The sequence below is a fragment of the Deferribacter autotrophicus genome (genome assembly GCF_008362905.1).
In the GTDB taxonomy this organism is placed as follows: domain Bacteria; phylum Chrysiogenota; class Deferribacteres; order Deferribacterales; family Deferribacteraceae; genus Deferribacter; species Deferribacter autotrophicus.
In genome coordinates this window covers 1-25,737 of record NZ_VFJB01000007.1, presented here as the reverse complement: position 1 = coordinate 25,737, position 25,737 = coordinate 1, and the positions used below count along the sequence as shown (strand labels likewise).

Below are 25,737 nucleotides of genomic sequence, written 5' to 3'. Positions count from 1 at the left end.
TAAAAGTAATTATTGATTTTTTCAGACTCTGTATTATCTTCTGTATTATAAATACATAAACGAGGTGTATTATGAATACAGTTAGATTAAACATTACCTTGCCGGCTGATGTTGCTGATATGCTTAAAAACGTGAAAAATAAATCTGCCTTTATCGCTGAATCTATTAGAGCATATGTTAAACAGGAAGAAAAAAAACGTTTAACTGAAGCCCTTAAAGAAGGATATATCGCTACAAAAAAAGAAGATAAAGAATTATCAAATGAATGGATTGATACAATAGGAGACGGTATTGATTGATATAAAAAGAGGTTATGTATATCTTGCGAATTTAAATCCAACTAAAGGCGCAGAAATCAACAAAATTAGACCAGTTGTTATCGTATCGAACGATATAAATAATCAATATGCTGATACGGTGACAATAGTTCCCATCACTTCAGGTAATGTTCAAAAAATTTATCCTTTTGAAGTAAAAATACCAAAAGATATAGCTAATTTAGACAAAGACTCAAAAGCAAAAGCAAACCAAATTAGAACAATAGATAAGTCAAGAATTGTAAAAGAAATTGGAAAACTACCAGATGATATTACAAAGAAAATTGAATATGCTATAAGTGTTCATTTGGATTTGAATATCGGATGAATTTTGCCGATTGGATAGTTGACGTAAGCCTCTCTTGAGGTTATATTATGTAAAAAAGTATGGAGTGTGGTATGAATACAGTTAAAGCAACTTTTTCAATTCCTCAAGAAATTATGGATGAATTGAACAATTATGCGAAAGAAAGCGGTTTAAAAAAATCTAATGTTGTCGTTTCAGCTCTTGAAATGTTTTTTGATTATATGGACTTGAAAATTGCAAAAGAAAGAATCGATGAAATTAAAACTAAAAACCTTAAATGTCTTTCTATAGAAGAAATAGAAAAAGAGCTTAGACTTTGAGTTATACTCTCAAATTTGCGCCTCAAACTAAAAAAGACTTAAAAAAACTGCCAGTATATATCCAGAAATTTATTTTAAACTCTCTTAAGGAATTTGCCAATAATTTCTCAAATGAATACGAAGCAGAACTTATTAAGACTGGAAAAATAAAAAAATTAAAAGGCGAATGGGAAGGATTTTATAGGTTAAGACTTAGAACCTATCGTGTAATTTATCAAAAGAATGCTAACGAATTGGTAATTTTGATAATAAGAATTAGCCATAGAAAAAACATCTACCTTTGACACCAAAAATCGCCCTGTAAGCCACGTTTCGCATCCGACCTGATACCATTACTCGATGCCAAAACGACGCTCTGAGAGCCTCTGACGGGCTCAGGGAGGAGATTTTACTTACCAGTTCTTAATCCTAACTCCAGTCTTAAAGCAGGTAATAAGATTTTTGTTTGCAGTCGGTCTCTCTTCCCATTTTTTTCTCACTTCCCTTTTTAAGATTAGAGAGAGGGGGCGCTCTTAAAAAGCGCCCCTCTCTCTTTATATATAAGCTATATATATACTATAATAACTATAGAAGCGGGGTATTACGGCACCGAAATAATTAAAAATAAATGTTTACAACACCTAACCCCTTCACCGCTTCAAAAACTTCTCCGCTGGTTGGTATGTAAATACGCATATTTACACCTCCCTTGCGCTTTCCTTCTCGCATATATTTCGAAAACTACTTTAATCTCTTCATCCTCTCCCAAACCTTTAACGCATATTCTTGCTTTCTTCTCTCTTTCTTGGAATGATACTTACCTATCGCATCCCAGTTATACCCATTTCGGTTTATCTCATACGCTAGTATGTATGTCCCAAAGTTGATATTAAAGCATACATTTAACCCAAATTCATAAGAATAGCCATATTTTTCAAACCACCACCGGTTTATCTGCGTAAGCCCTATGTCAAAACTCTTTTTACTACTGCCAAGCTCCTTAACCTTTTTTATCGCCTCTTCTTCGCTCTCGAAAAACATCGATTTCCCAGCAACATTTAACGCATAAGGATGAAATCCGCTCTCCACGTCTATTATTGCCAGTATCAACTCTGACGGCACGCTATACCTCTTTGAGGCTTTCATTACACAGTCTATTATCTCATCGCTTACACTCTTTGCATACACTTTTACGCTTACCATAATTGCTAAAAAAATAACCAACACTCTCAACTTTTATACCTCATATACATTAACAAAGTCGTCACCACCGTTACCAACAAATATTCCACAGGTGATCCTGTTTTAAACAACCCTATGCGGAAATCCTGTTTAAAAGGATTAAACAAAGGCACGCCTGACTTTGTTAAACTGTCGCAGATTATATGCAATAAAGCTCCTATAGATATGTAAAATATTACTTGATTTATATAAACACTAAACAAATAAACTTTATATGCAACGTAGATTAAAACTGCATACAATACCCACCAATGTGATAGTTTCCGATGAACTTTCTGGAAGAAAAAATCTCCTCCGCCAGATATAAACATATCTATAACATCTGGCAATATGGAACCTACTGTTACGCCAATTACACCATAAACGTCATATCCTAACACTAATGCTGTGGATACTCCTATTGCTTTGTGGGATGCGAGTCTCATGATGTTTATTATAGTTCATACACATTCTAGTTTTGTGGTTTTTGACTTGAATGTCAAAAATATACAAAAATTGGTAATTTTTTATCTATAACGTTTTGCGGATATCTGAAGTTCGAGCCAATATATGAGGATTTGGGCAAAGGTACGAAGTGCCAATGAATTTGAGAGTTTGCAACAAATTTGATTATTTTTACTTTTTCACGTTCTCTCCTCAAATTTTTTTGGACAATAATCATTCAAATAACAATTTTTACACTGTGTTTTTTTGGGTTTACACCATTTTCTTCCAATCTCCCAACATGACAAATCAAAAATTCCTGGATACTCTGGATTAAGTTCTCTTGCAGCATAAATTAACTCATCATTGCTTGCATTTTTGGATATAAATCCCAATCTTTTAAAAACTCTTTTTACATGCGTATCTGGCGAAATATCTATACATATATAATCGCTCATAGGAATTTTAAATTCTCTTGCCAGTATATTCGCTGCCATAGTTGCAATTTTTACACCAATCCCTTTGAATTCTAAAAATCTTCTAACAACTGTGGCACTTTTTGGACTATCTTTCCAAATATTTGAAGCATCATCATTGTAATCTTCATGTATTTTTTGAATTCCAAAATAGAAGTTCCGAGCCATATCATCATTAAATCTATGAAGACTTTTTCTCTTAAATATTTCTTTAATGCTTTCATGATTTAATCTTAAAAGTCTTGAAAACTCAAAACCTCCAATTTCGTTTGAGATCTCATATGGAATTAACCAAGCTTTTTCTGCTTTAACTTGCCTATCCATTATACATGCTAATACAAAGGCATGAGGAAAGTTCTTAAGATCATTAAGTAAGTTATCTGCCTCTGAATTTCCAGTAAATTTTATTTTCTCGTATGGTTGTTTTAGTAGTTTTTCTCCTTTATTTATTAAGTTTCTTACTATTTCTTTTTGTTTATCATTCACAGGCACCCCCTGAATTTCTGCTAACGTTACGAGCGTATCTGAAGTTTTATTAATTAGAATTGTAGAAAAATATTGAATACACATACTTTTTAGATACTACCGCACACAAAATCATTTAATCTAACCACTTACAACAATCTTTATTTACATTTTTAAACTCTTCCCAAGTTAACCATCCCAATCGGTCAGATATATTCTGCCAATTACAGTCTTCAATATGTGGAAGATCCCTTGAAAGAGCATTTGGATTGTTTTTATATTCATGGAATTTATAACCATATAAACGGCTTGATGGGTTGTCCTTAAAAATCTTAGGAGTAACCAATAAAAATAATGATTTTTCAGGATCCCTCTTATTTAAGGGAAAACAAAGTTCACAATTCTCTTCCAACATGACATCAATATTTCTTGCAATTTGGTCTCGCATAGTATTGTACGTAACTTCATAAGATATATCAGATAACACTTTTGCTTCAATGATAACTGAAAAACCATTTTGAGAATTCAAAAGAATTGCATCAACATTTGTAGCACCTTCAAGATTAGCATTGCTATGAGCATTATCCAAGACATAAGGAATAAATTGTCTTTTAGTGAGATTTTTTTGTAGCCATTTTTTATATGATTTTGGAGATGGCAAACTCACTTCGAAAAATAAGTGTAATTTCCCATCAAAACAATCTTCCCAAGACTCTAATCCTTCAATTGGTGGAAATCTACCATAAGCCATTTCAAAAAGTTGGATAAGCTCTTGTTTTCTGTTTTTGCTGTAAAAAATAGTCATCATGCAGGCGGCAATCCAAAATCTTTCATCTTTTTCTATTTGACAAGGTTTTCTCATCTCACTTAAAGGTTTTCCTTTCCTGTCAGTGTTGTTCTTGAGATACTTATCGTATCTTTCAATACTCTGTTTGTAGTATTCGACATGTTTAACATTTTTAATACATTTACCTTTGCGCCTAACATCAGCAAAGTGCGATAACAATTGTTGTTCAGTAAATGGTAAATATATTGGATGCATCATGATTTTATGCCTCCCGGTATATGATTGCGTATAACTAGTTTATATAAAAACAAATCACATAAACCTCAATTTTCTGATAATATACGACAATATAGTATATATTTCTTTAAAAGAGTATACATTTTTATAACAATGTTTTCAAGTCAATTTCACCTTTTATTAAAAAATTGTACAATACTTCTACTTAAAGTTGTCTCCGAAATACCATATTCACAAAACTAAAATCGCTTTATCTTACGCTAAAACAAATGGTGTTTTTTTATTTTAAAAATTAAACTACTTTTACTTACAACTTTAATAATTTTTTAAAGAAGGCGTTATATCACCCTCTTATTCATCTGTTTTAATAGTTTTATACCTGAGAATTACCGACCTTTTTTTCTGGATTCGGCAACCTTTCTTCTTCCAATATCCTTTTCTTGCTAAAAATCTGCATGATGTAAATAACAAAAACATAAAATATAGTATTAAAACAATAAACTTGACAAAAAAAAAGACATTCTTTATTTAATTTAAAACTTTTATAAATAAATTATGATGAACGCATCTATCAATGTTAAAGAATTAATTCGTGTAATTACAAATTATATAACAAAACAGAAAAATACTCCTTTGACAAAAACTAAATTAATCAAATTATTATATTTATTAGACGTTGAATATTATAGACTTACAGGGAAAAAACTTACAGACTTCAATTGGATTTATTACAAATTTGGACCATATGCTTATGAATTCGAAAATTTATTAACTGAAAGTGGTGTAATTATTAAAGAAACTAATGACGTTTACTTTATCAATAGTTTGGATGATTATGATGCCAATATTGAAAAATTTTTTGATAAAAACAATATTGATATAAAATCCCAAATTATATTAAAAAGAATTTTAGATCAATTCTCTAGTTACGATTTGAACAAATTATTAGACTTTGTTTATTATGAAACAGAACCAATGGAAAACGTAAATTTTAAAGATAAATTAGATTTTGGTAAAATAGATAGAAAAAAAACTGTTTACAGAAAACCTCAGTATACAAAAAGCAATCCCGACAAAATAAAATTACTAAGAGAAAAGTTTGATAAAATCAGGAAAAACAAAAAAGACACTTTGTTGAAAATTTTCTTGCAAAATTCAAAAATAGCACCTGTATATGATGATTTATATTATAAAAATGTAAAAATTATGGAACAGGAAGATGAGCTCTGATGTTGTTTACGTGGATGATATTTTTTATAATTTATCATCCTTTTTAGTTTATCAAAAAGAACACAAATATGAATTTGGCTATATTTTTTGGGCAATTATACCTTATTTTTATGAACATAAAGAAATTTGGAGACCAGTTGATTTCTTGGATGAAGACAAAACTATCGCTAGGTGTTTTAAAATATCTTCAGTTGGTGAAGACGCTTATAAAAGAAAAGCACCTCTTAAAAAGCCAAAATTGGAAAGTACAGAAGAATTTCCTGTAATAAAAGCTAAAAAACGACCATGCTTATTTTTTAAATATTACGATTCATTTAAAATTGATCAGCATATTTGTTTAGTTTTTCCTTTATATTCAATTTATAACGATATGGGCAAGTTAAAAAGCAAATTTGACCAAGATTTTATCGATAAAGTTAGGATGCTTAAATATAATAATTTGTTTTTTGTCAAAACGGATGGAAAAGGAAATTTAACTGACTCTATAATAAGATTAGATAAAGTTTATAGTGTTTACCATACTTATTTAGAATATTCTGGATTTATGCTACATAATGATATTAAAGAAATATTAATTGAACAAATACTTTATTCTTTTTTTGGGTATTTCCACAATAAAGAAGAATCTATTTATTATTTAATACTTAAAGAAAATAATTTAATTTCAAATAATGAATTCTATAAATATGAAGATGTAAGATTTTAAAGTTTTAAATCTAATTTATGATTTTTTATTATCTTTTTTTATAAACCGCTTTTTAATTCTATCTGTTTGATCAAATTTAGGAGTCATATTTTATTTACTCACTATTTTTGCACAATACTAATCAATCAAATTCAAAAACCAATATAAAGTTTAAAAGAGGGCTATTCCGCCCTCTATTCATTTAACATTTTGATAGTTTTATATTTGAGTAGCGTTTTTCTTTTCTTCTCAGGATGAGATACTCTCTCTTCTTCCATATATCCCTTTCTTGCTAAAAATCTGCATATTATGCCTACTACATACGATGATAAACCGGATTCTTCGGCAATTTCTCTGATTGTTTTGAACTCTGTTGCAACTTTCAGTATTTTTTCCGTGTTTTCTTCTCTCTCAATGCAATATCTTTCCATTTCGTCAAGTATTTGATTCAGCAAATCGTAGTGATATGGCCGAATGTCCTCAAGCTTCTTGATCTTTAACTTCCTGCATACAAGGTTCACAAGATATTCTGTAGACATCTTAGTCATACTGTTAAAAAGAGTTACTTTTTCAACTACAAGAGCTATTAAGTCCTCTGTTGTAAAAATATAGTCACCTGCGAGTATAGGTTCCGACTCATATCGCAAATATGCAGTGATCATTTCTTCAAGTGTTCTTACTCGCTGTTCAAGTCGTTCGATATATTTCACGTCTTTTTCTCTGATTGAATAGTAGCCTCTTTTTCTTAATGCCGGCAAAACTTCTGAGGTTACCCATTTTTTGAATTGTTTGGCTTCTGCTTTCTGACTACCAAATATCAGGGAATATAAGCCTGATTCATTAATTATTGTTGTTTGTTGCTCTCTACCGATGGCGTCGCGAATTGCGACGGCATCTCTATCTTCTTCATCTACATGCTTTGAAATGGCATCTCTGTAATTTGAATATCCCAAAGCTAAGGCTACATCTTTGGCTACGAACCATACCTCACCGTCAACATTTACTGTTCTCACCAGTTGGTCTCCGTAACCAAATGGTATTACTTCATTTTTTACTGCTTCGTTCATAGTTTACACCTCCGATATTTTTTGGCAGACTCCTGCTTGCTATATCAACATAGGCAAATTTTGATTGTGCTTTTGTGGTATTTTGTGAAAAAACAACAATGAGCTATTAGACTAATCTAACATTAACTAACATATTATAACCGATACATTGTAACGGATACATTGTTTCCAATATATTGTTCCGGTTACAATGTAACCGCTATATTGTTCCCAATACATTATGGCGGTTATATTATGCCCGTTACATTGTTCCCGTCATAATGTAAGCAGTCAAATAGAAAACAATTGCTTTGATAAGATTATATCATTATCTATCAATAGGTTATATCTAAATATTCTTATTATATTTAAAACCGTTATATTGTAACCAGAATAATGTTCCCGTTATAATGTAACCGGTATATTGTAACCAATATATTATGACCGATACATTATACCCTATACATTGTAACCGATATATTGTGAGACATACATTGTAAGGGATTAGCATATTTGAAAAAGTTGGATAAGATTTGTGAAACAGTTTTGAAAAAGTTTATAAGCATGATTGCATATTCTATTTTCCTTTAGCAAAAATTTACTATTCACATTGCATATTTCTCTTCCTTTTCCTTTATATGCAATGATGAGTTGAAATTCTTTATATCTGAGTATACCGTTATATTGTTCACGTTACATTGTAACCATTACATTGTGACCAATATATTATAACGGATACATTGTTACGGTTATATTGTGATCGTTATATTATAATCTCTATAATGCAATCGTTATAGTGTAGGAGTTTGCTTATCTATTTTTTGGAAAAATTTTTTCTGAATTTTTTGAATTATGATAATAAACTTCAAATTTATATAGTTGTAATATAAGAATTTAGTGTAAAATATCGTAATATACGTAAGTTCTAAAAAGTTTTAATTTTGATTTTTATTGACAAAAGCGATTGCTTTAGGATAGCCTTTAAAAGGCAGTGCTGCAATATATGGATAAGTTGGCTTGAAAAAGGAACTGTATGGAAATCTCCACTTTTAAGGATGATTTACTAGGGCTAGAAGATTTTGCAAAACGCTTAGAGCAATTTATAAAAATTGAAAGTGACTATGTTGAAGGTAGCCTTGTTATAGGACTGAATTCCAAATTCGGCTCAGGAAAAACAACTTTTTTGAAGATGTGGATGTCTTCCTTTCAGGAAGACCAGAATAAAGCGGATAAACCACTAGTAATTTTATTGAACGCTTGGGAAAGTGATTATTATGGTGATCCTCTTTTCGCCATTATTTCTGCACTTATTGAGTGCATAAAAAAGCATGGTGAGTCCGCAGAGAATTTAATCAATGCTGCTAAAGACTTTGGTTGGTTTACTCTCGCTATGGGAGGGCAAATAGTAAAAAAATTTACTGGAATTGATGCATTTGAAGCAGGAGAAATTGCTGCAACAAAGAAGTTGGAAAGAAATGGTAAATTGCCGTTACATTCTGACGCTTTTTCTATTTATGAAGCCCGTAAAAAGGCTATGGAATCTCTCAAACAAGCTATTCGTGAATTTGTAGAAAGTTCTTCACCAAAGGTATTATTTCTAGTTGACGAACTAGATCGTTGCAGGCCAGATTATGCCATTTCGTATTTAGAAACTATAAAACACATATTCGATATAAAAGGTGCTGTTTTTTTATTGGCAGTAGATCGTCAACAATTAGAAAATTCTGCAAAAGCTGCCTTTGGTTCTGATCTTGACTTTAATGAATACTATCGAAAATTTGTTCATAGAGAAGTTACTCTTCCAGATATTAGTGAAAATGCTTATAGGAAGATAGCGAGAAAATATGTTGATTATTACCTCGAACGTGAAGGAGAGCGATATTGCTTAATGAAATTGGATAGTCATTGTGTTGACAATATTGTTGAGCTAATTAGTTCGTTAAAATTGACTCCAAGACAAATACAAGAGGTATTCAGAATCTTAGGACATCTACTTGAGACTACAGAAGAAAAAAGAGGTAGTATATATTGGTGTTTAGGAGTAGCTTCAATCATGATGTCAGTTCTTAAAGTAGGACGGCAAGATGTTTTTCATTTATTAGGTACGCAGCAGTTTGATTATATGAAAGCATTTATTTTTTTTAAAGATGATTTAAATATTAATAGTTACGATTGGTGGTTTATGCTGTGTTTAACTGGAGGTGGATTAAAACTAAAAGAAGGCGAAGACATTCAATCAGTTATGAAAAAAGTTGGTCTCTTAGAAAATGATGAGGAATTTAATAGTTCATCCACGTTAGTACAATGGTTTAGTGGTTGGGGACATAGTTGTTCTGATAGATTTGCTCAAATTTACAAAAATATTGAACAATTAAACAAATGGGTTTAAAAAGCCAACAAGTTGCTCAAGTTGATCGTTATAGGGATAGTAAAGGGATAAAATTATTTTGGTTTAATCAGATCACTTCTTTTTATTTTTATTAAATTATTTTCAGTTTTTACTTCTAATTTTTTTTGTTTAATGTATTTATATAATAAAGTATGCGATTTGCCTGTTAATAAAACGGCTTCATTAATCGAAAGCCATTCTTTCGAATAAAGATCATCATATTTATTCAATGATTTTGAGTAGTTAGATAATATTCTATTTAATTTGTTTATTGTTCCTGCTATCAGATTTCTTTTTGACTCAAGAATTTTTACGTTTAATTCCAGCTTTTTTAATCGTGAATATAAAAAATCTTTATTATACTCTTTTAAAATCTGGTGAGTTATTGTTTTACCTAACTCCTTTCTTTTCAATGAATTTTCTTTTCCAAGATTAAACGACACAACCCATACGAATCCATGTGGACAAAAAAAGCAGTCTTTTTTCCCGCAATATTTTAGCTCAAGATAAATCTGTCCTTTTTTGTAATATTTTTTTTGATTTTCTATAAGGTTTTTCATTTCAGTTTTCACTTTTTCGAATTCTGCAAATAGATTTGATATAGTTTCAAAACAGTTATTAACATCCATTTGTTACCTCTTCTTTGTTTTATCTGAAAAATATATCGCCAAGAATTTTTTTTTTTGTGGTTTTTCAAAATACCACAAATTTGATTTCAGAAATTTACTAACTTGTAATCAGAGAAGATTGAAGGAGGTTAAATTTATGAGTAAAGAAAAAGAAAATGCTATCAGTAACCCTAAAATACAGAAAAAGAACAAAATAAACTATTTTGCTGTTGTAATAATTGTACTCCTAGTTACCGTTATTGTTCAAATAGTAACTGCCCAAATCTTTTCAAAAGCCATCATTAAGAGAAATTTTGTATCCGTAGATACTAGCAAAATAATTGAAATAGAAAGAATTGAACTGGCTAAAAAAGCTAAAAGCATAACCGATAGCAAACAATTGTTTGCTGAGTTTGAAAAGTTTATTGAAGACCTAAAAAGCACAATCGATTCCATGTCAAAATCTTTAAATGTAATTGTTCTCGAAAAAGGAGCTGTTGTTAGCAGCGATATTTACGATTTGACCGATGTTGTAATCAAAAGAATGAACAAAAAAGGTTACAAACTGGATTTAGATAACCTTCAAAAACTTCCTAAAATAGAGGTAAACGGTGATAAAAAGTAAAATAACGATTTTAGCTATTATTTTGCTGTTTAGCATAAATGCTTTTGCGGTAGTTAACCTTGGAACAGTTGGAAACACCTACCCTATTGTTGAAAATGATTTTTACGAATGGATTATAAATCAGGTAAAAAAGAATGCTGATAAAATACCAAAAATTGATAAAAATAAACTTTATAACTTTGTTGATAAACAATTGTATGTAGATTTTGATTTGCCTGATGCTAAAGAGCATAAAATTAAAGAATATGAACCTGTTTATATATTGGATCACGATATAAAAGACCAGAATGGCAATATTTTATATCCCAAAGGATATAGCTATAACGTATTTGATTATGTAACTTTTAAACATGTTTATTTCTTCTTAAATGCTGAAAAAAGATCACATATAGCCAGTTATCTCGAATATGCAGACAGATATAAAAATATACAACCAATAGTTGTAAAAGGCTCTTTAACTTATTTTTACGAAACAATTAAGAAATTCCAAAAACGTCCTATCCCTGCCGGCAAAGCTACAAAGCTAATGCTTGATAAAATGTTTGTAAAAAAACTCCCATCACTTGTTTACCAAAAAGGGAAAAAACTTATCGTTGAAGAAATCCCTGCTGGGGGTGATAAATGAAAAAGATTATCGTTTTAACCATTATTGTATCTAACCTATTCTTTTCAATTTCTAATAAGAGCTATTCTGCTGGTTGTGTTCCAATATTTAATCCGATAACAAATGTCGACTGGAGTATGTTTGTCAGAGAATTCAGATTTTTAGGTATTTGTGCCTGCGGTGATCCGATACCCCGTATAGGTTTTAAAATTAGATATGCTGAACCTATCGGACTTATAGAAACAACACAAAAACCCTTCTTCTTTCCATCATTAAACCTTAATTTAGGTGTTTTTTCTGGACTATATAAGGTTGGCAATCAGTTAGGTGTTAGCGGAACAACTGTTAATACCTATTATCTCTGGTATCCTGTATTCTGGGTATTAAATATTCTGTCAGATGTTCTTTGTATGCAGGTTGACCCAACTTCTATTGATTTTGGATATTTATCGGAAGTTGATCCGACATGGACATATGATGAATTAAATCACTATTTGCAACCTGAAAAGTTATTGTATGCAAATCCCATTGCTCAATCTATTTGTCTTGCTGATTGCGTTGCTTCCACATTTCAAAAGCCTTTAAACGCCTTGTATTGGTGCGCAGGTTGTTGGGGAGGCATATTCCCCGATACCGGCAATGCGCAAGAACAAGGTGGCAATGATATTACTGGCGCAAATTTAATTGCTACAAGATTAATTGATAAAGCTCATTCTAGTTTTTTATTCTGGGCGACAAGTCCCGGTGAGGCAGTAGGTAGTGAAGAAATACCTGATAGTTTATGTCAACCTGTCCCCTTCCCCCGTATTATAAAATCTCAATACTGGCTACAACCTGCGTGTCCTGTAATGCGTTTTGGTTATTCTTTAGGAACTATTCCAGCTTATACTTCAACCTTTGCTAAAGCGCCCGGTTTTGAAGATTATGTATTTGTTTTATGGAGGAAGAGGATATGTTGTCTGCTATAAAGAATAAGAAAAAAATTATTAAAATCATTATTATATCTTTCTTGTTATTGTTAGATATAATTTTTTTAAACACAAAAGCAAAAGCTGACACAATACAAGAGTTTTACAACGCAAACAGTAACTACGCAAATGAAAACTTTGTTAATAGTTTAAAAAACAGAACCCCTAATTATGATGAGAATTGCGTAAATTCTGATTGTCCTAAAAGTCAAGCGGATGCTGATAAATTTTTAGACTACGGAACAACATTAACAGACTCTTGCACTGTTAATGTTTATGAAGAAACTAAAACTGCTGTTTGTGATAATAGGACCGAATATGAATATCGTGACGTGGACGTAACGCAAGATAAAATATTAGATCATACTGACTACGAGGCAAAAACAACGACGGAAACTGTTACGGTTTATTATTGTGATGTTACTGATAAAACGTATTCAACTTCAACGGAATGTAATAATAGTTGTTATGGTTATTTTCCATCAACTACAATTTACACTTATAGCTTAGAGACAGATGCTTTTAAAATTCAAGCTAGAGGTTATCAATTCCGAGTGCTTGTTAATTATAATGGAATTCACTATTCAGATTGGTTGGATACTAAAAAAGTTACTCAGACTACAACCGTGTGTGTTGATCTTTTTCCTTGTCTTAAATATGAACCATCTACTCATACTCTAACTTATTCAGGGTTTATGCATTTAGCAAGTGTTAGACTTTTTGAGAACAATAAAGGTTGTTCCAGTAAGTATTGGCAATATGGTAGAGTAGCAAATTATATTTGTTTGGAATCAACAACTACAGGGTTTAGAGCTTATGTAGCCAATGGTAATACTAATCCTCCATGGTCTCCTTATGATGTTCTAGTTCAAGAACCTTGTTCTACTCAACAGCAAATGATTTCAACTACGGTTCAAGAAGCAAAATTCTATTATATAGAACAACCATCTTCTTTTGATCCTTTAGTAAATTGTGTTCTTAATCCTTATCAATGTATTGATAGCAGAAACACGTGTGTTACAAAAGACAGCGCTGGCAATTGTATTGAATATCAAAATGTTTGCTGGGAATACACGAGAAGCGGAACATGTGAAGAACAAATTAAGCATACCTACGTTGACTGTAATTATAATATAACATCAGTCCCTGTAAATTAGAGGTGATTTATGAAAAAGTTAGCTTTATTTTTTCTAATTTTAAATACTATAACATCCTATGCAACAACCGATTGGCATTGTTTAGACGAAGAAACTATTTGTACTCATTATGTCGGTGATGAATGTTTAGAATACCAGACTATTTGCAAGGAATCGAAAAGAACAGTTACAAGGTATTCGGCTGGTTGCGATTTAAGCAATATAATGTCTATGATTAATCAAGAGCATTGCGAAATAGTGGTTACTTGTAATGACTCAATTAGCGTAGCAGGAACATGCAAAAGAGGTTCTGGTTGTTATCCCGGTTATTATTATGACAATTGTCCTGAAGGGTATGATTTAAGATACACTGGCAATATAACAGAGGAAGATTGTAGTCAATTTGGACAAACAGGAACAATTACAATGGAAGAATATGAATATGGTTTTTTCTCTGGGGGTAGCGCAATGACTTTAACCGGTGGCGGGGTAACTTGTCAAAAGTATTATAGCCCAAGACAAGCTCCAAGTTGTGCAGAAAGGCTTGCTAATGGAGAAAGACCTCCAGAGTGTTACGTGAATGAATGTGAACAACTAGAAAACAATCCTCGTTGCAGAAGGGTTGATGATTTAGGAACTACGGTATATGGGGATGAGCCTACAATATTGAATACTGATTGCGTTTGGATTATTGACCCTGTAAACGGTAGAGTTTGCACAACTGATCCTAATCAAATTGCTAGTCTTACAGACGATAGAAGGCTCTATGATGTTCAAATAGAAAAATATGAGTGTGATAGCGCAGATGTTAGGAATTGTGAAAATAAAGAATATAAAATGGTTTGTCCAGATGGAAGTGAAACACTATGCCAGAATAAAAAAGAATGTGTAAGATGGGTGCAAGAGACAATTAATGAGGTAAGTGAGAAAAGTTTTGTGCTTAACAGGAATTATGCTGTAAAAGAATGTGTTAAAGGTTCAACAGGATGCTCTGATTTAAATAACAATTCCTTGTGTATTTATATTGGAGATAAACAAAAAAATATCACTGAAAGAATTAGGTTTATAAACGGTTGGGATGCTGACGGTAGTTCTAAAAACTGCTTTATTAATTATCGAGGTATATGTAGAGAAACAGGGCCAAACACAAGCAGTTGGAGTGCTTGCGTAAGCCAATTTGATAACAATTTATTTAATGCGGTAAAAGGCGTTTTTCCAAAACCGGTTGTAAACGTTGCTAATGAAACCAGAGTTGGTGGACTTTCTAATAAATCGGGCTGTTTTGGAGCAGGCAATGACGCTTATGACCAATATGTTGATGTGGATGTCACTTATGTAGAAACATACGAACAGTATTACTGCTATACAGATTACAACACTGCTTCAGTTCCTTTCAATTGCTCAGCTACAAATGATGAGTTGTGTTTAGACTATCATCAAGACGCAAGGGATTCAACTAAAGCGGTTTGCAGACAAAAAGAAGTTTACTACAATTGCACTGAAACTGTTACAAAAAATGTTTGCGCTGAATATAATGAAGAAGTTGTTTGTAATGATCAGTCATTTCCAATACCTAACATTGAAATGAAAAATGATAATTTTACTGATTTCGGACCGGCAATGGGAATTCTAGGTATGCTTGATGATATTAATTCTATTTGGAGCGGTGAGTATCAATATTGTTCTTATGGCTATTTTGTTAATGGATATGGTGGAGTTTACTGTAATAACTGCAAAGGTGAAGGTGGATTTCTATGTTTTCAAAAAAAACCTGAACAACAGAAAGCCTATGAAATGAATAAAAAAGGGCTTTGTCATTATTTAGGAACAGAATGCACAAATGAGATTGACTTGGGATTTGGTAGTATTTGTATCGAACACACTAGAAAATATTGTTGTTACGATTCTAAATTAGCAAGAGTCATCGTTGAGCAAGCATATATACAGTTAGGGAAAAGTTGGGATGAAGGTTGTAATGGACTAACTATTGATGATTTAAATAATCTTGATTGGGACAGAATGGATTTTTCTGAAATACAACAGGATATTGAGTCTAAAATCAAGTCAAGAACAAATAAGATTAACGATGCTTTAAAGAATAGAATAAGAACTTATTACACTGATTTTATGAATGAAATGGATCAAAGAGGAACACATCCTCAATCATCAAGCAATTAAGGAGGATATATGAAAAGAGTTGTTTTTATTTTTTTAGTGTTATTTGTTTTTAACGTGGTTTATGCTGACACATATAAATTTCCTCAACCAATGATTAAGTATGATATGAAAGATATTATTGAACAAACGAAACGTTTTAGAGAAATGTATAGAAAATATGGAAGATATAAAAAGCCTCAACTGGTATATTTGTATTCTGATAGCGTGCCCAAAACCACCGTTGAGAGTGTTTTTAAACAGGCAAAAAAAATTAAATCAATTGAGTTTACAGGTTGTCTTAAAGGTTTTATAGGCAATACGTCTAAAGACTTAAGAAAATTTATAGAGAAGCAGGTGAAGAAAGGTAAAATAGATAATATTGAAGTGAGGCTTGATCCTTTCTTTTTTAGGGATTTGAATGTTACACAAGTGCCTGCTCTTGTCTATGCACATTGCACGGAACAGCCTGTAGAATGTGATTATGATTATATAGTCTATGGCGATAGCAGACTGGATTATCTTGTTGAAAAGATTTATGAGGCTTCGAAAGATAAGCTAATAGGTAAGGTGTTGAAAGAATTAAGAAATTTTTAATGTCTTAAAATACCACACTTTTGATTTCAGTTCTTTTCTATATTTATCTTTAGAAAAAACAATAGAGGTGTATTATGCGTAAGTTTTTCATCGTCCTATTGTTGCTATTTTCGATAAATGTTTTTGCTACCTCTTTTAGTGAAGATGATCCAAAGAAAGGTTGGTTCTGGTATAAAGACCCTGTAAAACAAGAAGTAAAGAAAGAAAAAAAAGTAATTAAAAACGATAATAAATCACATGAGACTACTGTTACAGTAATCACTCCCCCTCATACAAAAAAGAAAGAAAAACAGGTAAACACAAGCCCTGAAGATTTTGAATTTCCTTTAACTGACGAAGCTAAAAGAGTGCCTGTTATTGCCAATTTTTTAAAAAATCCTAACGAAGAAAACGCAAAAAAGTTTTTAGGCTGGCAGGCAAAATATTTTAATCATCTTCATAAAATATCAAGAACTCTAAGAAATACTTATCTCAACTATGGTGATACAATTTATCCTATTGAAGGCTATGCAGAGCAACCTTTAGCCGTTCCTATTGCCTCAAGGATGAAAAACAAGATTTATAAAGACGCCTTTGCAAAAGCTAAAGATAAAGTGGGTTTGCTGTTTTTTTATAAGGCAGGTTGTCAATTCTGCGAGGCTGAAAAGCCAATCATAGATATGTTTGCAAGAAAATACGATATAGAGGTTAGGGGTATTGTTTTTACTGAAGAAGATAAAGATGATTCGCTCTCTTTCCCTACAAGGGTTGCGCCAGGGTTGTTTTATAAATTTCAGATAACTTCTGTTCCAACTTTTGCGGCTTATTATCCAGAAAAGAATGTTCTTCAAGTTATCGCTAAAGGCTATACTCCCTTATCGGCAATTGAGCTTAATTTAAAATCTTTCTTGTTACAGCAGGGTATTATCACAAAAGAAGAATTTTTCCAGCAATGGAAGGGTGAATATACTGAAATCTTTTACAACCTCTTGTCTAAAGCAGGGGTAAACCCTGAGAATATATCTAATAACAATTTGGCAAACATTAGTTTTACAGGAGGTTATAGATGAAACATATTACAGCTTTTTTTCTTGCTTTGTTGGTTTTTACGAACACTCTTTACGCCGGTATTGGTGACGCTATTGATGATTTTATTAATAACAATAACATTCTATCAAATATAAGCGAACCGAGAACTTTTAAAGTTGGAAACCGAATAGGATATTTTGGCGGATCAGCAAGCATAAGAATAGATACTTCAATGCCTCCTCTGGCAAGTTTTAGACCGCCTGATTTACGTGTATCCTGTTCTGGACTCGATTTTAATGCAGGTTTTATATCAATCCTTAATCTTGATATGATTGAACAGCTTTTACAGCAGGGCGGCGCTTCGCTCATGTGGGGATTGCTCATCGGTTTGGCATATTCTTTACCCACCGTATCGCATGTATTTGAACAAATACAAAAATATGTTCGCATGATTCAACAGTTAAGCGGTAATATGTGCGCATTGGGTAAAAAATTGGGACAATCAATCGCTACAACGATTAAAGAGGGTTATAAACAGGATAAATCAGCTCGTGAGATAGCAAGCGGCGCAAAAGGAACTTTTGTTGAGACAATATCTGATTTCTGGGATAACCCTGATGACTACTCAAAAAGAACAAGAGGTAATATTGTTTATGACGCAGTTGTAGACGCTGGAATGTCAGCTGATTATGCCTACCTTGCCATGAGTTTATTTGGCACAATGGAGTGGTTTCCCGGTGATGGAAGCTGTAACATAAATGAGCCTGAAAAGGCAGATATAACCGTATCCGTTAAACCGCCACTTGTTAAGAATATAGAGGATTTTAAAAAATATATTTATGGAGGTGAAATACAGAGATATTCCTGCGGTAATGTTTGTGCAGTTGCCGGCTTTGTTAATAGCAGTTGTAATAACATAAGCGTTGTTAATGATAGCAGTTATTCCGGAATAAAAAATAAATTTTACGATTCCATTAAAAATGTCGTTCAAAAAATAGCCAATGGACAGACAATTACAAGCAGTGATTACGATGTAGTGGCCTTAAAAGCAATACCAAACTCCGCTGACCTGTTTATGTATCTTGCAACCAATTATTTAAAAGACCCAGGTTTAACACTTTTACAAATTGATGTCATATCTGAATATTATGCGTGGTGGGTTATAGAAGCTCTTTCAATATATGCTGACAGAGCAGTAAATATGAACGTTTCGGTTATACTCTCTAAACATAATGCTCCAAGCGAAGCTACGAAACAATACAATCAATTAGTTTCTCAATTAACAACTCTTAGAGGTGATATTCACAAGTATTTTGAAAAGACAAGAAAAGAATTAATCAACTTCATAAATAATATGGAAATGTTTGAAAAACTAAGAAAACAAAAATCATTACAGGTAGGTGACTTTGTCACTGGCAAGTTTAATAAATCTCTAAGTAAGTTCAGCTTTTAGGGGGCTATAAATGCGTAAGTTGGTTTTTAATTTTGCTTTAATTTTATTGCCTTCTTTAGCATTTGCTGATGATTTTGTTTATAGATGTTTTGGTAATTTGCCTGTTATCAGTTCAACTCTTAATGCAATCGCAATGATTACTAACAGTTCTCAATATGGCAGATTATTACAATTTGTTATGCTTGTTGGTATGGTGCTTGCAACTGTTTATAGCATATACGCTAAACGATATGATGTAATAAAATATCCTGCTGTAACCTTGCTTATACTGGGACTATTTTTCTGGAGTAAAACAAGTGTAACTATATATGATGAAACCTTCGACGAATATGATGTGGTTGATAATGTTCCTATTGGTTTTGCTTACGGAGCAACTACAGTATCAGGTATAGGTTATTATTTTACAAAAATATATGAGCAGGCTTTTGCCATACCAACGACTACTATATTGTTTAGCGAACCTAATGATGTCGTTGAAGCTTTACAGTATTCTAAAATAGGTCTGGGAGGGGCTTTTCAATCTTTAAATGAAATACAATCATTTTCATTGTCATATAAAGTCAACTCTGAATTTCAGGACTATTATGAAAACTGTTTATCATATGAAATGCTGGCATCGACAAACTCACAATTAGAAACTTTTTTTAAGAATAAATACTTTGTTGATTCTGATGGTAACTTAAATTGTGATAGATTTCCTAACGGACTTGGAACAAGATGGACATTGCCTACAACTATTGGTGGTGTAGACACTACTTGTCAAGAAGCATGTGAAAATATTTTAGCTCCAGATATTTATGACTTTATGGATAATTATTATAATAAATATTTTTCTGAACCAAGATTAGCGAGTAAAGTAACAAGTCTCGATAACGTCTTAACAACTTTAACCAATGATAGCTATACAATGAAGCAAGCTCTATTACAAAATGCCTTAATCAAAGCAACTTTTCAAAATATTGTTAATGGTAATGTTGATGCTGGAGTTGACCCATATAAATTTACAGGGATAATGTCATTCTTACAAGCAAATGAACAAGGTAAATCTCTTGTTTATTATGCTTCTGAATATATCCCTGCATATAGGAATGTAATGGAAGCTATTATGATAGCTGTTTTTCCAATAATTGTGATAATGTTTATCTTTCCTCGAGGATGGATGTTTATAAAAGGCTATATTTTATCATTATTCTGGATACAATTGTGGCATCCTATTGCTTCTGTAATGAATTCAATACTTGTAATAATGGCATTAAAAAAGAGCGCAATGATTTCAAATCTTGTTGGCGCTGGTTATTCTCCTATGACTGCAACATTATATTCCCAATATGCAGGTAGTATGATTGGAGTAACGGGGTTTATGATGATGAGCATACCTGCGATTGCTACTATCGTTGTTTATGGCGGTAACTGGGTTGCAGGCAGAATTGCAGACGGCATGGCAAGAACGGCTATGGCTACTGCTGGGGCAGTTTACTCCCCTGAAATGACAAGAAAATGGCTCAGGGAAAATGTTACGGCTGATATGCTTGGTGATCCTCAAGTAGATAAACAAACGAGACTATTTAATACAGCTAGATATGAAGCTTTTCAGGATATAGGACTAAAATCCGCTCAAATGATGAGTTATGATAATTTAGGAATAACAACAGGTAAAGGTGTTTTTGGTGTCGCAGATACTATTTCAAAAGGCAGTTTAACACGCTCGTATATAAACTCTGTTGAAACACAACGGGTTGTTGATAAATTCGGTATGGAAGGAACAATCGATGCTAAAGCCTATGGAGAATTGGCACAATTAAAGCAATTTGATTATTCAAAACAACATATCAGTTGGGACAAGCTTGGAACTGCTCAAGGGATGAATACTGTTAAAGACGCTATTTCGACTCTTGATTCCCCTAAACAGGTAAGAGAAGCCCTTAACTGGACTGCGAATACTTATGAAAAATATGCGGATATTTTGAGACAACAGGGAGATTATAGAAATGCTCAGAGATTTGAAATGGCTGCGGAAATGATGAGAGCAAGCTCAAAACTTAACGACCAAGAAATGTTAAATAGAGTTGAAACATTAAAGAAAGCTGGAGCTTTTGCGCCGATATTGTCTTATGACGCTACATCCAAAGCAACTGATGGTGCTGGCTATATTAAACAACATGCTGTTATTGATGCAAATAAAGGTACATATGAACAGAGGATGACAGAAGAGCAATTGGGTAAGTTTATTTCTATGTCATCTAAACAATGGATTGAATCAGGCAAAATGAGTGCTGCGGAAAGGAAAGCTTTAGTAGAAGATTTTAATCCTCAAAGATGGGAGGAAATTAAACACTGGCAGAATACATTGCTTAATGGTGAAATTAAAGGGAGAGAGCAATTCTGGGGTAGTCGTAGTGCTTATCAAAAGGCAGTTATATCTGAATCTCTTATTAGAGAAGCTATGATGAGCGGCAGGATTAAAGGGTTTGACTTGAATGGTGACGGGAAATTAACTGCTGCCGAAGCTAAAGCAACAGCTCAAGAATATGCGCAGATGACTACACTTATGAACAGGGCTGAGGCTGGAGAATTCTGGAAAACATTTGAAAAAGACCCTGAAAAAGCGCTTGAATCTTTAAGAATGAAATATGGCGAAACATATCAAGGCATGAAAGCGTTTGCTGCATTGGCTAATGAGAGAGGAATTACACCAGAAAAACTTGGACAAATTTTCGCTAATAAAAAATATTTTGAGGCTAGTTATAATGAAGGTTATTATATGTTGTTAAGGGATATGGCTAAAGAGCTTGGCATAAGTGAAGCTGCATTAAGAGGCAGTGATCCAAGAATGACCGCAATCAAACATTATGCTAAAGAATTATATAGTGGATTGAGAGAAGGTTATCTAACCGAGAAACAATTAAATAGTAACATGCATGATTTTGGTTTGTCTCGTGCTTACGCTTTGGCAGCCTTTGGAGTAAGAGGAGAATTAGCAACTATGGGTTTGAAAACTGATAAGTTGCTTTCAGATAAAGAAATAGACAAATTACGGAATATTTATGAAAAAATCCCTGGTTTGAGCGATAAAATAGATGATATTATGCCTGCAAAATCTATTAAAACAGGAAATTCCTCTTACTTTGATAGTTCAGGAAAGGCTATAAATCCTAAAAATATAATTACAAAAACTGATACCTTTGACCCTAATAGTTTTTTTGTAGAAAAGACTGATGACGGTTTCAAAGTATATTCAAACTATTTTGGTAAAAAAGGTTATGTAACTCAATCTTTAGTCAATAATATGGTATTTGCCAAAGATGAAAAAGGAAATATCAAAGTTATCGGACTTATTAATAGATCAAATCAACTTGATACCGGTTATCATAATCCTTCAATTAAACCAGACTTTAAACCTAAATGGATACAATGAAAAAGCCCCTTTTGATAGGGGCTTTTATATTTTATCTCTCAATAATTTGAATAATAAAAACAGAGGCTTACAAATATAAAAAATTATAAACACCAAAACAATTAAAGCGCCTATTCCAGCAAAAAAATAAAAACTCACCCACATTACTGGAAATATAATGGGTGCAAGAATCATCAATAACACTACAGCTAAAGGAATCAATACATTGTAGGAAAAATATAAATTAACACCTCTATCTATAATTTCTTCTGCAAATTCTTCGGGTTGATTTTTTAATATTTGAATTTCTTTTTTTAACAGCTCATTCTGCTTTTTTAACTCTTGAAAAGTCTTTTTATTCATCATAGTTCACCTCACCCTCTTATTCCCACCCCTATTACACAATATAGGGTTTTGAATATAAAGTTCAATAGTTTTTCTATATTTGGAATATTTATTGAAATTTATCTATATGGACTACATTAATTAAGTAGGAGGTTACTATGTTGGTTAATGATAAAACTCTTTTACCTGAAGATATTGATACCAAAAAGTTAAATCATTTTGCATTAAAGGCTTTTTTTAATATTTGCGAGAAATGGGGAATTAAATCGTATAAAGACCAGATGGTTTTACTCGGGCTAACGTCAAAATCAACATTTTATGAATGGAAAAAAAATCTTCAAGGAAACTTAAGTAAGGACACCATTGAAAGGATTTCTTATATTCTTGGAATGCCCGTATCGCTTTATTCGGACACCCGTATCGCTATCATTCGGACACTTTAGACACTAATTTTAAGACCCCTTCTATGCAAAACTAACCTCACGGTATTTTTTAGTATCACTAAACTATATTCTCCTCTGATTTCAGTTTTCTAACACTTTCTCCGCTAAGTTTTATCTTATGACTGCTATGTACCAATCTGTCAAGTATTGCATCTGCCACAGTGGCATTCTTTAGACAATCATACCAGTTATCAATTGGTAATTGAGAAGTAACTATTGTTGAATTCACGCCAACTCTATCCTCTATTACTTCTAATAAATCATTAGCTTCATCAGCCTCAAACGCACTGATACCAAAATCATCTAAAATGAGAAGATTAAACCTTGCAAGACGGGAAAGCATTTTTATATAATCACCTTCTAACCTTGCCAGTTTTAATTCTTCCATTAATCTGGGAACCCTGTAATATCTCGCAGTATAACCATCAAGAATTGCTCTGTTTGCCAGTGCTTGAGCTATATAGCTCTTCCCCGTACCAGTAGGCCCAGTAATAATTATGTTCTGTTTTCTTCTCAAATAATCACCTCCTATCAGAGAAGTCATTATACTTTTATTCAATCCCCGTTGAATACCGTAATCGATATCTTCCACCCTTGCCATCTTCTCTTTCAGTTTTGCGGCAGCCAAGTTTCTTTTAATCTTTCGATTCAGCCTTTCCGATAGTTCGGCTTGAAGTAACTGAATTAATCTTTCTTCAAAGGGCATTTCGTTGTAAACTGGGTTTTCTTGTTGTTTGGTAAGTGCAGCACTAAACCCTTTTAAACTTAATTGTGATAAAAGATTATCAAGTTCCATTACTTTTCCTCCTTCTCTTCCTTGTAGTATTGTTTACCCCTTATATTCTCATGCTTATTTAAAGGGGTGATATCTTTTTTCGGTCTTTGCTGATAAGATTTGGTCTTCAAGATAGTTTTTACGCTTTTTACTGTAAACGCTCCTATTGAAATCGCTTTTTGACAGCTTAATTCCAATTCCTTTGCAGAGTATTCATCGGATAATTTTAATATCGCAATACAGGTTCTATAAGCATTTACAGGGTGATTCCTTGATTCCATTATCATTTTCATCAACTTAGTCGTATTTAAGCCTATTTTAGATGCCCAAAAAAATATTCTTTTTGGACTCCATCTTTCTTTACTCAATACGTGGTTAGGTGGCATATGTTCATCCAAAGTAGAAGCTTGACCTTTAATAAATAACCTGGGATGAACTGCTATTAATTTACCTTTGAAAAATATTTCTACGGTAGTGTTGGAATACCATACATCAACCTTTGATTTTATATATTGATAAGGAACAGAATAATAATTACCTGCAACTTCCACATGATAATCTAAATGAACCGTTCGTAATAAGTGCTCTCTATATTGGTAACGCTTCTTAGGTAATGGTAGCAATTCTTGACGCTCTAACTCCTCTAACAGCTCAAACCTACTCTTACCTATACCCCTTATCTTTTTTTCATTGTATTGCTCCATAAGAGGCTTTATAACAGCATTTATCTCTTCTACTCCGTAAAACACCCTATTCCTCAATTTGGCTAATATCCAGCGCTGTATCCCCTGAACTGCCTGCTCCACTTTCGCTTTATCCTTTGGATGGTTAGGTCTAGCTGGAATTATTACTGTATTGTAATATCTTGCCATATCTAAATAGCTGGAATTCAATTCAAGGGTTTCTCGAGTATTCTTTATTACTGCTGATTTTAAATTATCAGGAATTATTTGTCTCGGAACTCCTCCAAAATATTCAAAAGCCAACGTATGAGACAATATAAACGAAGACTGCTTTTGATTAGGAGTCGCATGAACAAATACCGCACCCGAGGCTCCAAGTACTGCTACAAATATTTGAACTGCTTTCTCCTCTCCTGTACTTACATCAACCATATTCATCGTTAATCCTGAATAATCAACAAACATCGTCTCCCCAGCATAATATATCTGACGCATTGTAGGGGATAGTCTTTGAATATAATCTTGGCAATATTTCTTAAACTGAGTATAGTTGTAACCTTCCGGATGTCTTTCTTTGTATTCCTGCCATAATAGTAACCATGTGACACCTTTTTTGCGTATCTCTTCAGCTATGTATGCAAAATCAGGTAATGGACGGTTGTTTCTTGACTTTGCTTTACGCTCTGGGAATAGCTTATCTTCAAGCTCATTATCCAAAAGCTTTAGCCCTTCTTCTATCGATAATCCCGTTATTTGAAAACGTGTACAGTAATCTAATACCGTTGATTTGGGAACTCCTAAAGAACGGCTAATTGCCCGATACGATAACTTATTTTGAAATCTTAAACGTAAAACATCTTTTACCATAGCCATAGCTAACCTCTTCATTTTTACTCCCCCTTTGTTTACTTTATGGGGAGTTTAGAGGTTAGTTTCGCTTAACTCAAGGTGTCCGAATAGTAGCGCTATGGTGTCCGAATGTTTCCGATACGGTGTCCGAATAAAAACGATATCACTGTCCGAATGTCAGCGATACAGGCA

Annotated in this window: 26 protein-coding genes; 17 read left to right on the top strand and 9 right to left on the bottom strand. The window is 32.7% G+C overall.

The features are described from left to right. The first annotated feature begins 71 nt into the window (after positions 1–71). The 4 genes from FHQ18_RS09190 (at position 72) to FHQ18_RS09175 (ending at position 1,228) form a co-directional block, all read left to right on the top strand. Positions 72–299 carry a hypothetical protein gene (locus tag FHQ18_RS09190; RefSeq protein ID WP_149266883.1) on the top strand — a complete coding sequence of 76 codons (228 nt, stop codon included), beginning with the start codon at positions 72–74 and terminating at the stop codon, positions 297–299. Continuing rightward, complete coding sequence (locus tag FHQ18_RS09185) at positions 292–645, top strand: type II toxin-antitoxin system PemK/MazF family toxin (protein ID WP_223144608.1); 354 nt, start codon at positions 292–294, stop codon at positions 643–645. Before FHQ18_RS09190 ends, FHQ18_RS09185 begins: the two co-directional genes overlap by 8 nt. Before the next feature lie 71 nt (positions 646–716). Further along, positions 717–944, top strand: coding sequence for a CopG family transcriptional regulator (locus FHQ18_RS09180; RefSeq protein WP_149266882.1), 228 nt, complete (start codon positions 717–719; stop codon positions 942–944). Further along, positions 941–1,228: a type II toxin-antitoxin system RelE family toxin gene (locus FHQ18_RS09175; RefSeq protein ID WP_149266881.1), complete on the top strand. Its 288-nt coding sequence runs from the start codon at positions 941–943 to the stop codon at positions 1,226–1,228. The genes FHQ18_RS09180 and FHQ18_RS09175 overlap by 4 nt, the downstream gene beginning before the upstream one ends. A gap of 436 nt (positions 1,229–1,664) precedes the next feature. Here the strand turns inward: FHQ18_RS09175 and FHQ18_RS09170 are convergent, their stop codons facing one another. From FHQ18_RS09170 to FHQ18_RS09155, 4 genes are all read right to left on the bottom strand, one after another. Continuing rightward, positions 1,665–2,150: a lytic transglycosylase domain-containing protein gene (locus FHQ18_RS09170; RefSeq protein WP_246798736.1), complete on the bottom strand. Its 486-nt coding sequence runs from the start codon at positions 2,148–2,150 to the stop codon at positions 1,665–1,667. A 2-nt stretch (positions 2,151–2,152) separates the two neighbouring features. Beyond that, a complete protein-coding gene (locus tag FHQ18_RS09165; protein ID WP_149266879.1) occupies positions 2,153–2,590 on the bottom strand; it encodes a metal-dependent hydrolase in 438 nt (145 codons plus the stop codon). 198 nt (positions 2,591–2,788) lie between these two features. Beyond that, the gene (locus tag FHQ18_RS09160) at positions 2,789–3,550 is read right to left on the bottom strand and encodes an iron-sulfur cluster loop (protein WP_149266878.1); all 762 of its coding nucleotides are present in this window, start codon (positions 3,548–3,550) and stop codon (positions 2,789–2,791) included. A 115-nt stretch (positions 3,551–3,665) separates the two neighbouring features. Then, the gene (locus tag FHQ18_RS09155; RefSeq protein ID WP_149266877.1) at positions 3,666–4,574 is read right to left on the bottom strand and encodes a hypothetical protein; all 909 of its coding nucleotides are present in this window, start codon (positions 4,572–4,574) and stop codon (positions 3,666–3,668) included. Positions 4,575–5,108: 534 nt separating this feature from the next. Here FHQ18_RS09155 and FHQ18_RS09150 point away from each other — a divergent pair. Both FHQ18_RS09150 and FHQ18_RS09145 read left to right on the top strand, forming a co-directional pair. Next, on the top strand, positions 5,109–5,783 hold the full coding sequence (locus tag FHQ18_RS09150) for a type II toxin-antitoxin system antitoxin SocA domain-containing protein (protein ID WP_149266876.1): 675 nt from the start codon (positions 5,109–5,111) through the stop codon (positions 5,781–5,783). Next, positions 5,773–6,489: a hypothetical protein gene (locus FHQ18_RS09145; RefSeq protein ID WP_149266875.1), complete on the top strand. Its 717-nt coding sequence runs from the start codon at positions 5,773–5,775 to the stop codon at positions 6,487–6,489. The genes FHQ18_RS09150 and FHQ18_RS09145 overlap by 11 nt, the downstream gene beginning before the upstream one ends. 173 nt (positions 6,490–6,662) lie before the next feature. Here FHQ18_RS09145 and FHQ18_RS09140 read toward each other — a convergent pair whose 3' ends face one another. Beyond that, a complete protein-coding gene (locus FHQ18_RS09140; protein WP_149266874.1) occupies positions 6,663–7,535 on the bottom strand; it encodes a BRO-N domain-containing protein in 873 nt (290 codons plus the stop codon). Between the two features lie 1,012 nt (positions 7,536–8,547). On the opposite strand from FHQ18_RS09140, the gene FHQ18_RS09135 reads away from it, so the two are divergent. Next, positions 8,548–9,903, top strand: coding sequence for a KAP family P-loop NTPase fold protein (locus FHQ18_RS09135; protein ID WP_149266873.1), 1,356 nt, complete (start codon positions 8,548–8,550; stop codon positions 9,901–9,903). 53 nt (positions 9,904–9,956) lie between these two features. On the opposite strand, the gene FHQ18_RS09130 is transcribed toward FHQ18_RS09135, so the two are convergent. Further along, positions 9,957–10,532 carry a MerR family transcriptional regulator gene (locus FHQ18_RS09130; protein WP_149266872.1) on the bottom strand — a complete coding sequence of 192 codons (576 nt, stop codon included), beginning with the start codon at positions 10,530–10,532 and terminating at the stop codon, positions 9,957–9,959. Between the two features lie 136 nt (positions 10,533–10,668). Between FHQ18_RS09130 and FHQ18_RS09125 the strand changes: the two genes are divergently transcribed. From FHQ18_RS09125 to FHQ18_RS09085, 9 genes are all read left to right on the top strand, one after another. Beyond that, positions 10,669–11,136 carry a TrbI F-type domain-containing protein gene (locus FHQ18_RS09125; protein WP_149266871.1) on the top strand — a complete coding sequence of 156 codons (468 nt, stop codon included), beginning with the start codon at positions 10,669–10,671 and terminating at the stop codon, positions 11,134–11,136. Continuing rightward, complete coding sequence (locus tag FHQ18_RS09120; RefSeq protein ID WP_149266870.1) at positions 11,123–11,761, top strand: hypothetical protein; 639 nt, start codon at positions 11,123–11,125, stop codon at positions 11,759–11,761. Before FHQ18_RS09125 ends, FHQ18_RS09120 begins: the two co-directional genes overlap by 14 nt. Then, the gene (locus FHQ18_RS09115) at positions 11,758–12,708 is read left to right on the top strand and encodes a TraU family protein (RefSeq protein WP_149266869.1); all 951 of its coding nucleotides are present in this window, start codon (positions 11,758–11,760) and stop codon (positions 12,706–12,708) included. The genes FHQ18_RS09120 and FHQ18_RS09115 overlap by 4 nt, the downstream gene beginning before the upstream one ends. Then, positions 12,693–13,865: a hypothetical protein gene (locus tag FHQ18_RS09110; RefSeq protein ID WP_149266868.1), complete on the top strand. Its 1,173-nt coding sequence runs from the start codon at positions 12,693–12,695 to the stop codon at positions 13,863–13,865. The genes FHQ18_RS09115 and FHQ18_RS09110 overlap by 16 nt, the downstream gene beginning before the upstream one ends. A gap of 9 nt (positions 13,866–13,874) precedes the next feature. Next, positions 13,875–16,022 (top strand): conjugal transfer protein TraN, encoded by a 2,148-nt coding sequence (gene traN, locus FHQ18_RS09105; protein WP_149266867.1) that lies wholly within the window; start codon positions 13,875–13,877, stop codon positions 16,020–16,022. A gap of 9 nt (positions 16,023–16,031) precedes the next feature. Beyond that, positions 16,032–16,595, top strand: coding sequence for a TrbC family F-type conjugative pilus assembly protein (locus FHQ18_RS09100; RefSeq protein ID WP_149266866.1), 564 nt, complete (start codon positions 16,032–16,034; stop codon positions 16,593–16,595). Between the two features lie 74 nt (positions 16,596–16,669). Beyond that, entirely contained in the window at positions 16,670–17,644 is a 975-nt protein-coding gene (traF, locus tag FHQ18_RS09095; RefSeq protein WP_149266865.1) for a conjugal transfer protein TraF, read from the top strand. Then, positions 17,641–19,056, top strand: coding sequence for a conjugal transfer protein TraH (locus FHQ18_RS09090; RefSeq protein WP_149266864.1), 1,416 nt, complete (start codon positions 17,641–17,643; stop codon positions 19,054–19,056). The genes traF and FHQ18_RS09090 overlap by 4 nt, the downstream gene beginning before the upstream one ends. A gap of 10 nt (positions 19,057–19,066) precedes the next feature. Further along, on the top strand, positions 19,067–22,471 hold the full coding sequence (locus FHQ18_RS09085) for a conjugal transfer protein TraG N-terminal domain-containing protein (RefSeq protein ID WP_149266863.1): 3,405 nt from the start codon (positions 19,067–19,069) through the stop codon (positions 22,469–22,471). A gap of 24 nt (positions 22,472–22,495) precedes the next feature. On the opposite strand, the gene FHQ18_RS09080 is transcribed toward FHQ18_RS09085, so the two are convergent. Continuing rightward, on the bottom strand, positions 22,496–22,816 hold the full coding sequence (locus tag FHQ18_RS09080; RefSeq protein WP_149266862.1) for a hypothetical protein: 321 nt from the start codon (positions 22,814–22,816) through the stop codon (positions 22,496–22,498). A 137-nt stretch (positions 22,817–22,953) separates the two neighbouring features. Between FHQ18_RS09080 and FHQ18_RS09075 the strand changes: the two genes are divergently transcribed. Then, a complete protein-coding gene (locus tag FHQ18_RS09075; protein ID WP_149266861.1) occupies positions 22,954–23,238 on the top strand; it encodes an antitoxin Xre-like helix-turn-helix domain-containing protein in 285 nt (94 codons plus the stop codon). Positions 23,239–23,296: 58 nt separating this feature from the next. Here FHQ18_RS09075 and istB read toward each other — a convergent pair whose 3' ends face one another. Beyond that, complete coding sequence (gene istB, locus FHQ18_RS09070; protein ID WP_149265513.1) at positions 23,297–24,034, bottom strand: IS21-like element helper ATPase IstB; 738 nt, start codon at positions 24,032–24,034, stop codon at positions 23,297–23,299. Next, positions 24,034–25,584: an IS21 family transposase gene (gene istA, locus FHQ18_RS09065; RefSeq protein ID WP_149265514.1), complete on the bottom strand. Its 1,551-nt coding sequence runs from the start codon at positions 25,582–25,584 to the stop codon at positions 24,034–24,036. The genes istB and istA overlap by 1 nt, the downstream gene beginning before the upstream one ends. Positions 25,585–25,737: the final 153 nt, after the last annotated feature.

Excerpts from the sequence above, each read along its gene's own strand:
- FHQ18_RS09130 (WP_149266872.1), bottom strand. The coding sequence starts at position 10,532 with ATGGATGTTAATAACTGTTTTGAAACTATATCAAATCTATTTGCAGAA.
- FHQ18_RS09100 (WP_149266866.1), top strand. The coding sequence starts at position 16,032 with ATGAAAAGAGTTGTTTTTATTTTTTTAGTGTTATTTGTTTTTAACGTG.
- FHQ18_RS09150 (WP_149266876.1), top strand. The coding sequence starts at position 5,109 with ATGATGAACGCATCTATCAATGTTAAAGAATTAATTCGTGTAATTACA.
- FHQ18_RS09090 (WP_149266864.1), top strand. The coding sequence starts at position 17,641 with ATGAAACATATTACAGCTTTTTTTCTTGCTTTGTTGGTTTTTACGAAC.
- FHQ18_RS09140 (WP_149266874.1), bottom strand. The coding sequence starts at position 7,535 with ATGAACGAAGCAGTAAAAAATGAAGTAATACCATTTGGTTACGGAGAC.
- traN (WP_149266867.1), top strand. The coding sequence starts at position 13,875 with ATGAAAAAGTTAGCTTTATTTTTTCTAATTTTAAATACTATAACATCC.
- FHQ18_RS09180 (WP_149266882.1), top strand. The coding sequence starts at position 717 with ATGAATACAGTTAAAGCAACTTTTTCAATTCCTCAAGAAATTATGGAT.
- FHQ18_RS09075 (WP_149266861.1), top strand. The coding sequence starts at position 22,954 with ATGTTGGTTAATGATAAAACTCTTTTACCTGAAGATATTGATACCAAA.
- FHQ18_RS09165 (WP_149266879.1), bottom strand. The coding sequence starts at position 2,590 with ATGAGACTCGCATCCCACAAAGCAATAGGAGTATCCACAGCATTAGTG.
- FHQ18_RS09080 (WP_149266862.1), bottom strand. The coding sequence starts at position 22,816 with ATGATGAATAAAAAGACTTTTCAAGAGTTAAAAAAGCAGAATGAGCTG.
- FHQ18_RS09115 (WP_149266869.1), top strand. The coding sequence starts at position 11,758 with ATGAAAAAGATTATCGTTTTAACCATTATTGTATCTAACCTATTCTTT.
- FHQ18_RS09135 (WP_149266873.1), top strand. The coding sequence starts at position 8,548 with ATGGAAATCTCCACTTTTAAGGATGATTTACTAGGGCTAGAAGATTTT.
- FHQ18_RS09085 (WP_149266863.1), top strand. The coding sequence starts at position 19,067 with ATGCGTAAGTTGGTTTTTAATTTTGCTTTAATTTTATTGCCTTCTTTA.
- FHQ18_RS09145 (WP_149266875.1), top strand. The coding sequence starts at position 5,773 with ATGAGCTCTGATGTTGTTTACGTGGATGATATTTTTTATAATTTATCA.
- istB (WP_149265513.1), bottom strand. The coding sequence starts at position 24,034 with ATGGAACTTGATAATCTTTTATCACAATTAAGTTTAAAAGGGTTTAGT.
- traF (WP_149266865.1), top strand. The coding sequence starts at position 16,670 with ATGCGTAAGTTTTTCATCGTCCTATTGTTGCTATTTTCGATAAATGTT.
- FHQ18_RS09110 (WP_149266868.1), top strand. The coding sequence starts at position 12,693 with ATGTTGTCTGCTATAAAGAATAAGAAAAAAATTATTAAAATCATTATT.
- FHQ18_RS09125 (WP_149266871.1), top strand. The coding sequence starts at position 10,669 with ATGAGTAAAGAAAAAGAAAATGCTATCAGTAACCCTAAAATACAGAAA.
- istA (WP_149265514.1), bottom strand. The coding sequence starts at position 25,584 with ATGAAGAGGTTAGCTATGGCTATGGTAAAAGATGTTTTACGTTTAAGA.
- FHQ18_RS09155 (WP_149266877.1), bottom strand. The coding sequence starts at position 4,574 with ATGATGCATCCAATATATTTACCATTTACTGAACAACAATTGTTATCG.
- FHQ18_RS09190 (WP_149266883.1), top strand. The coding sequence starts at position 72 with ATGAATACAGTTAGATTAAACATTACCTTGCCGGCTGATGTTGCTGAT.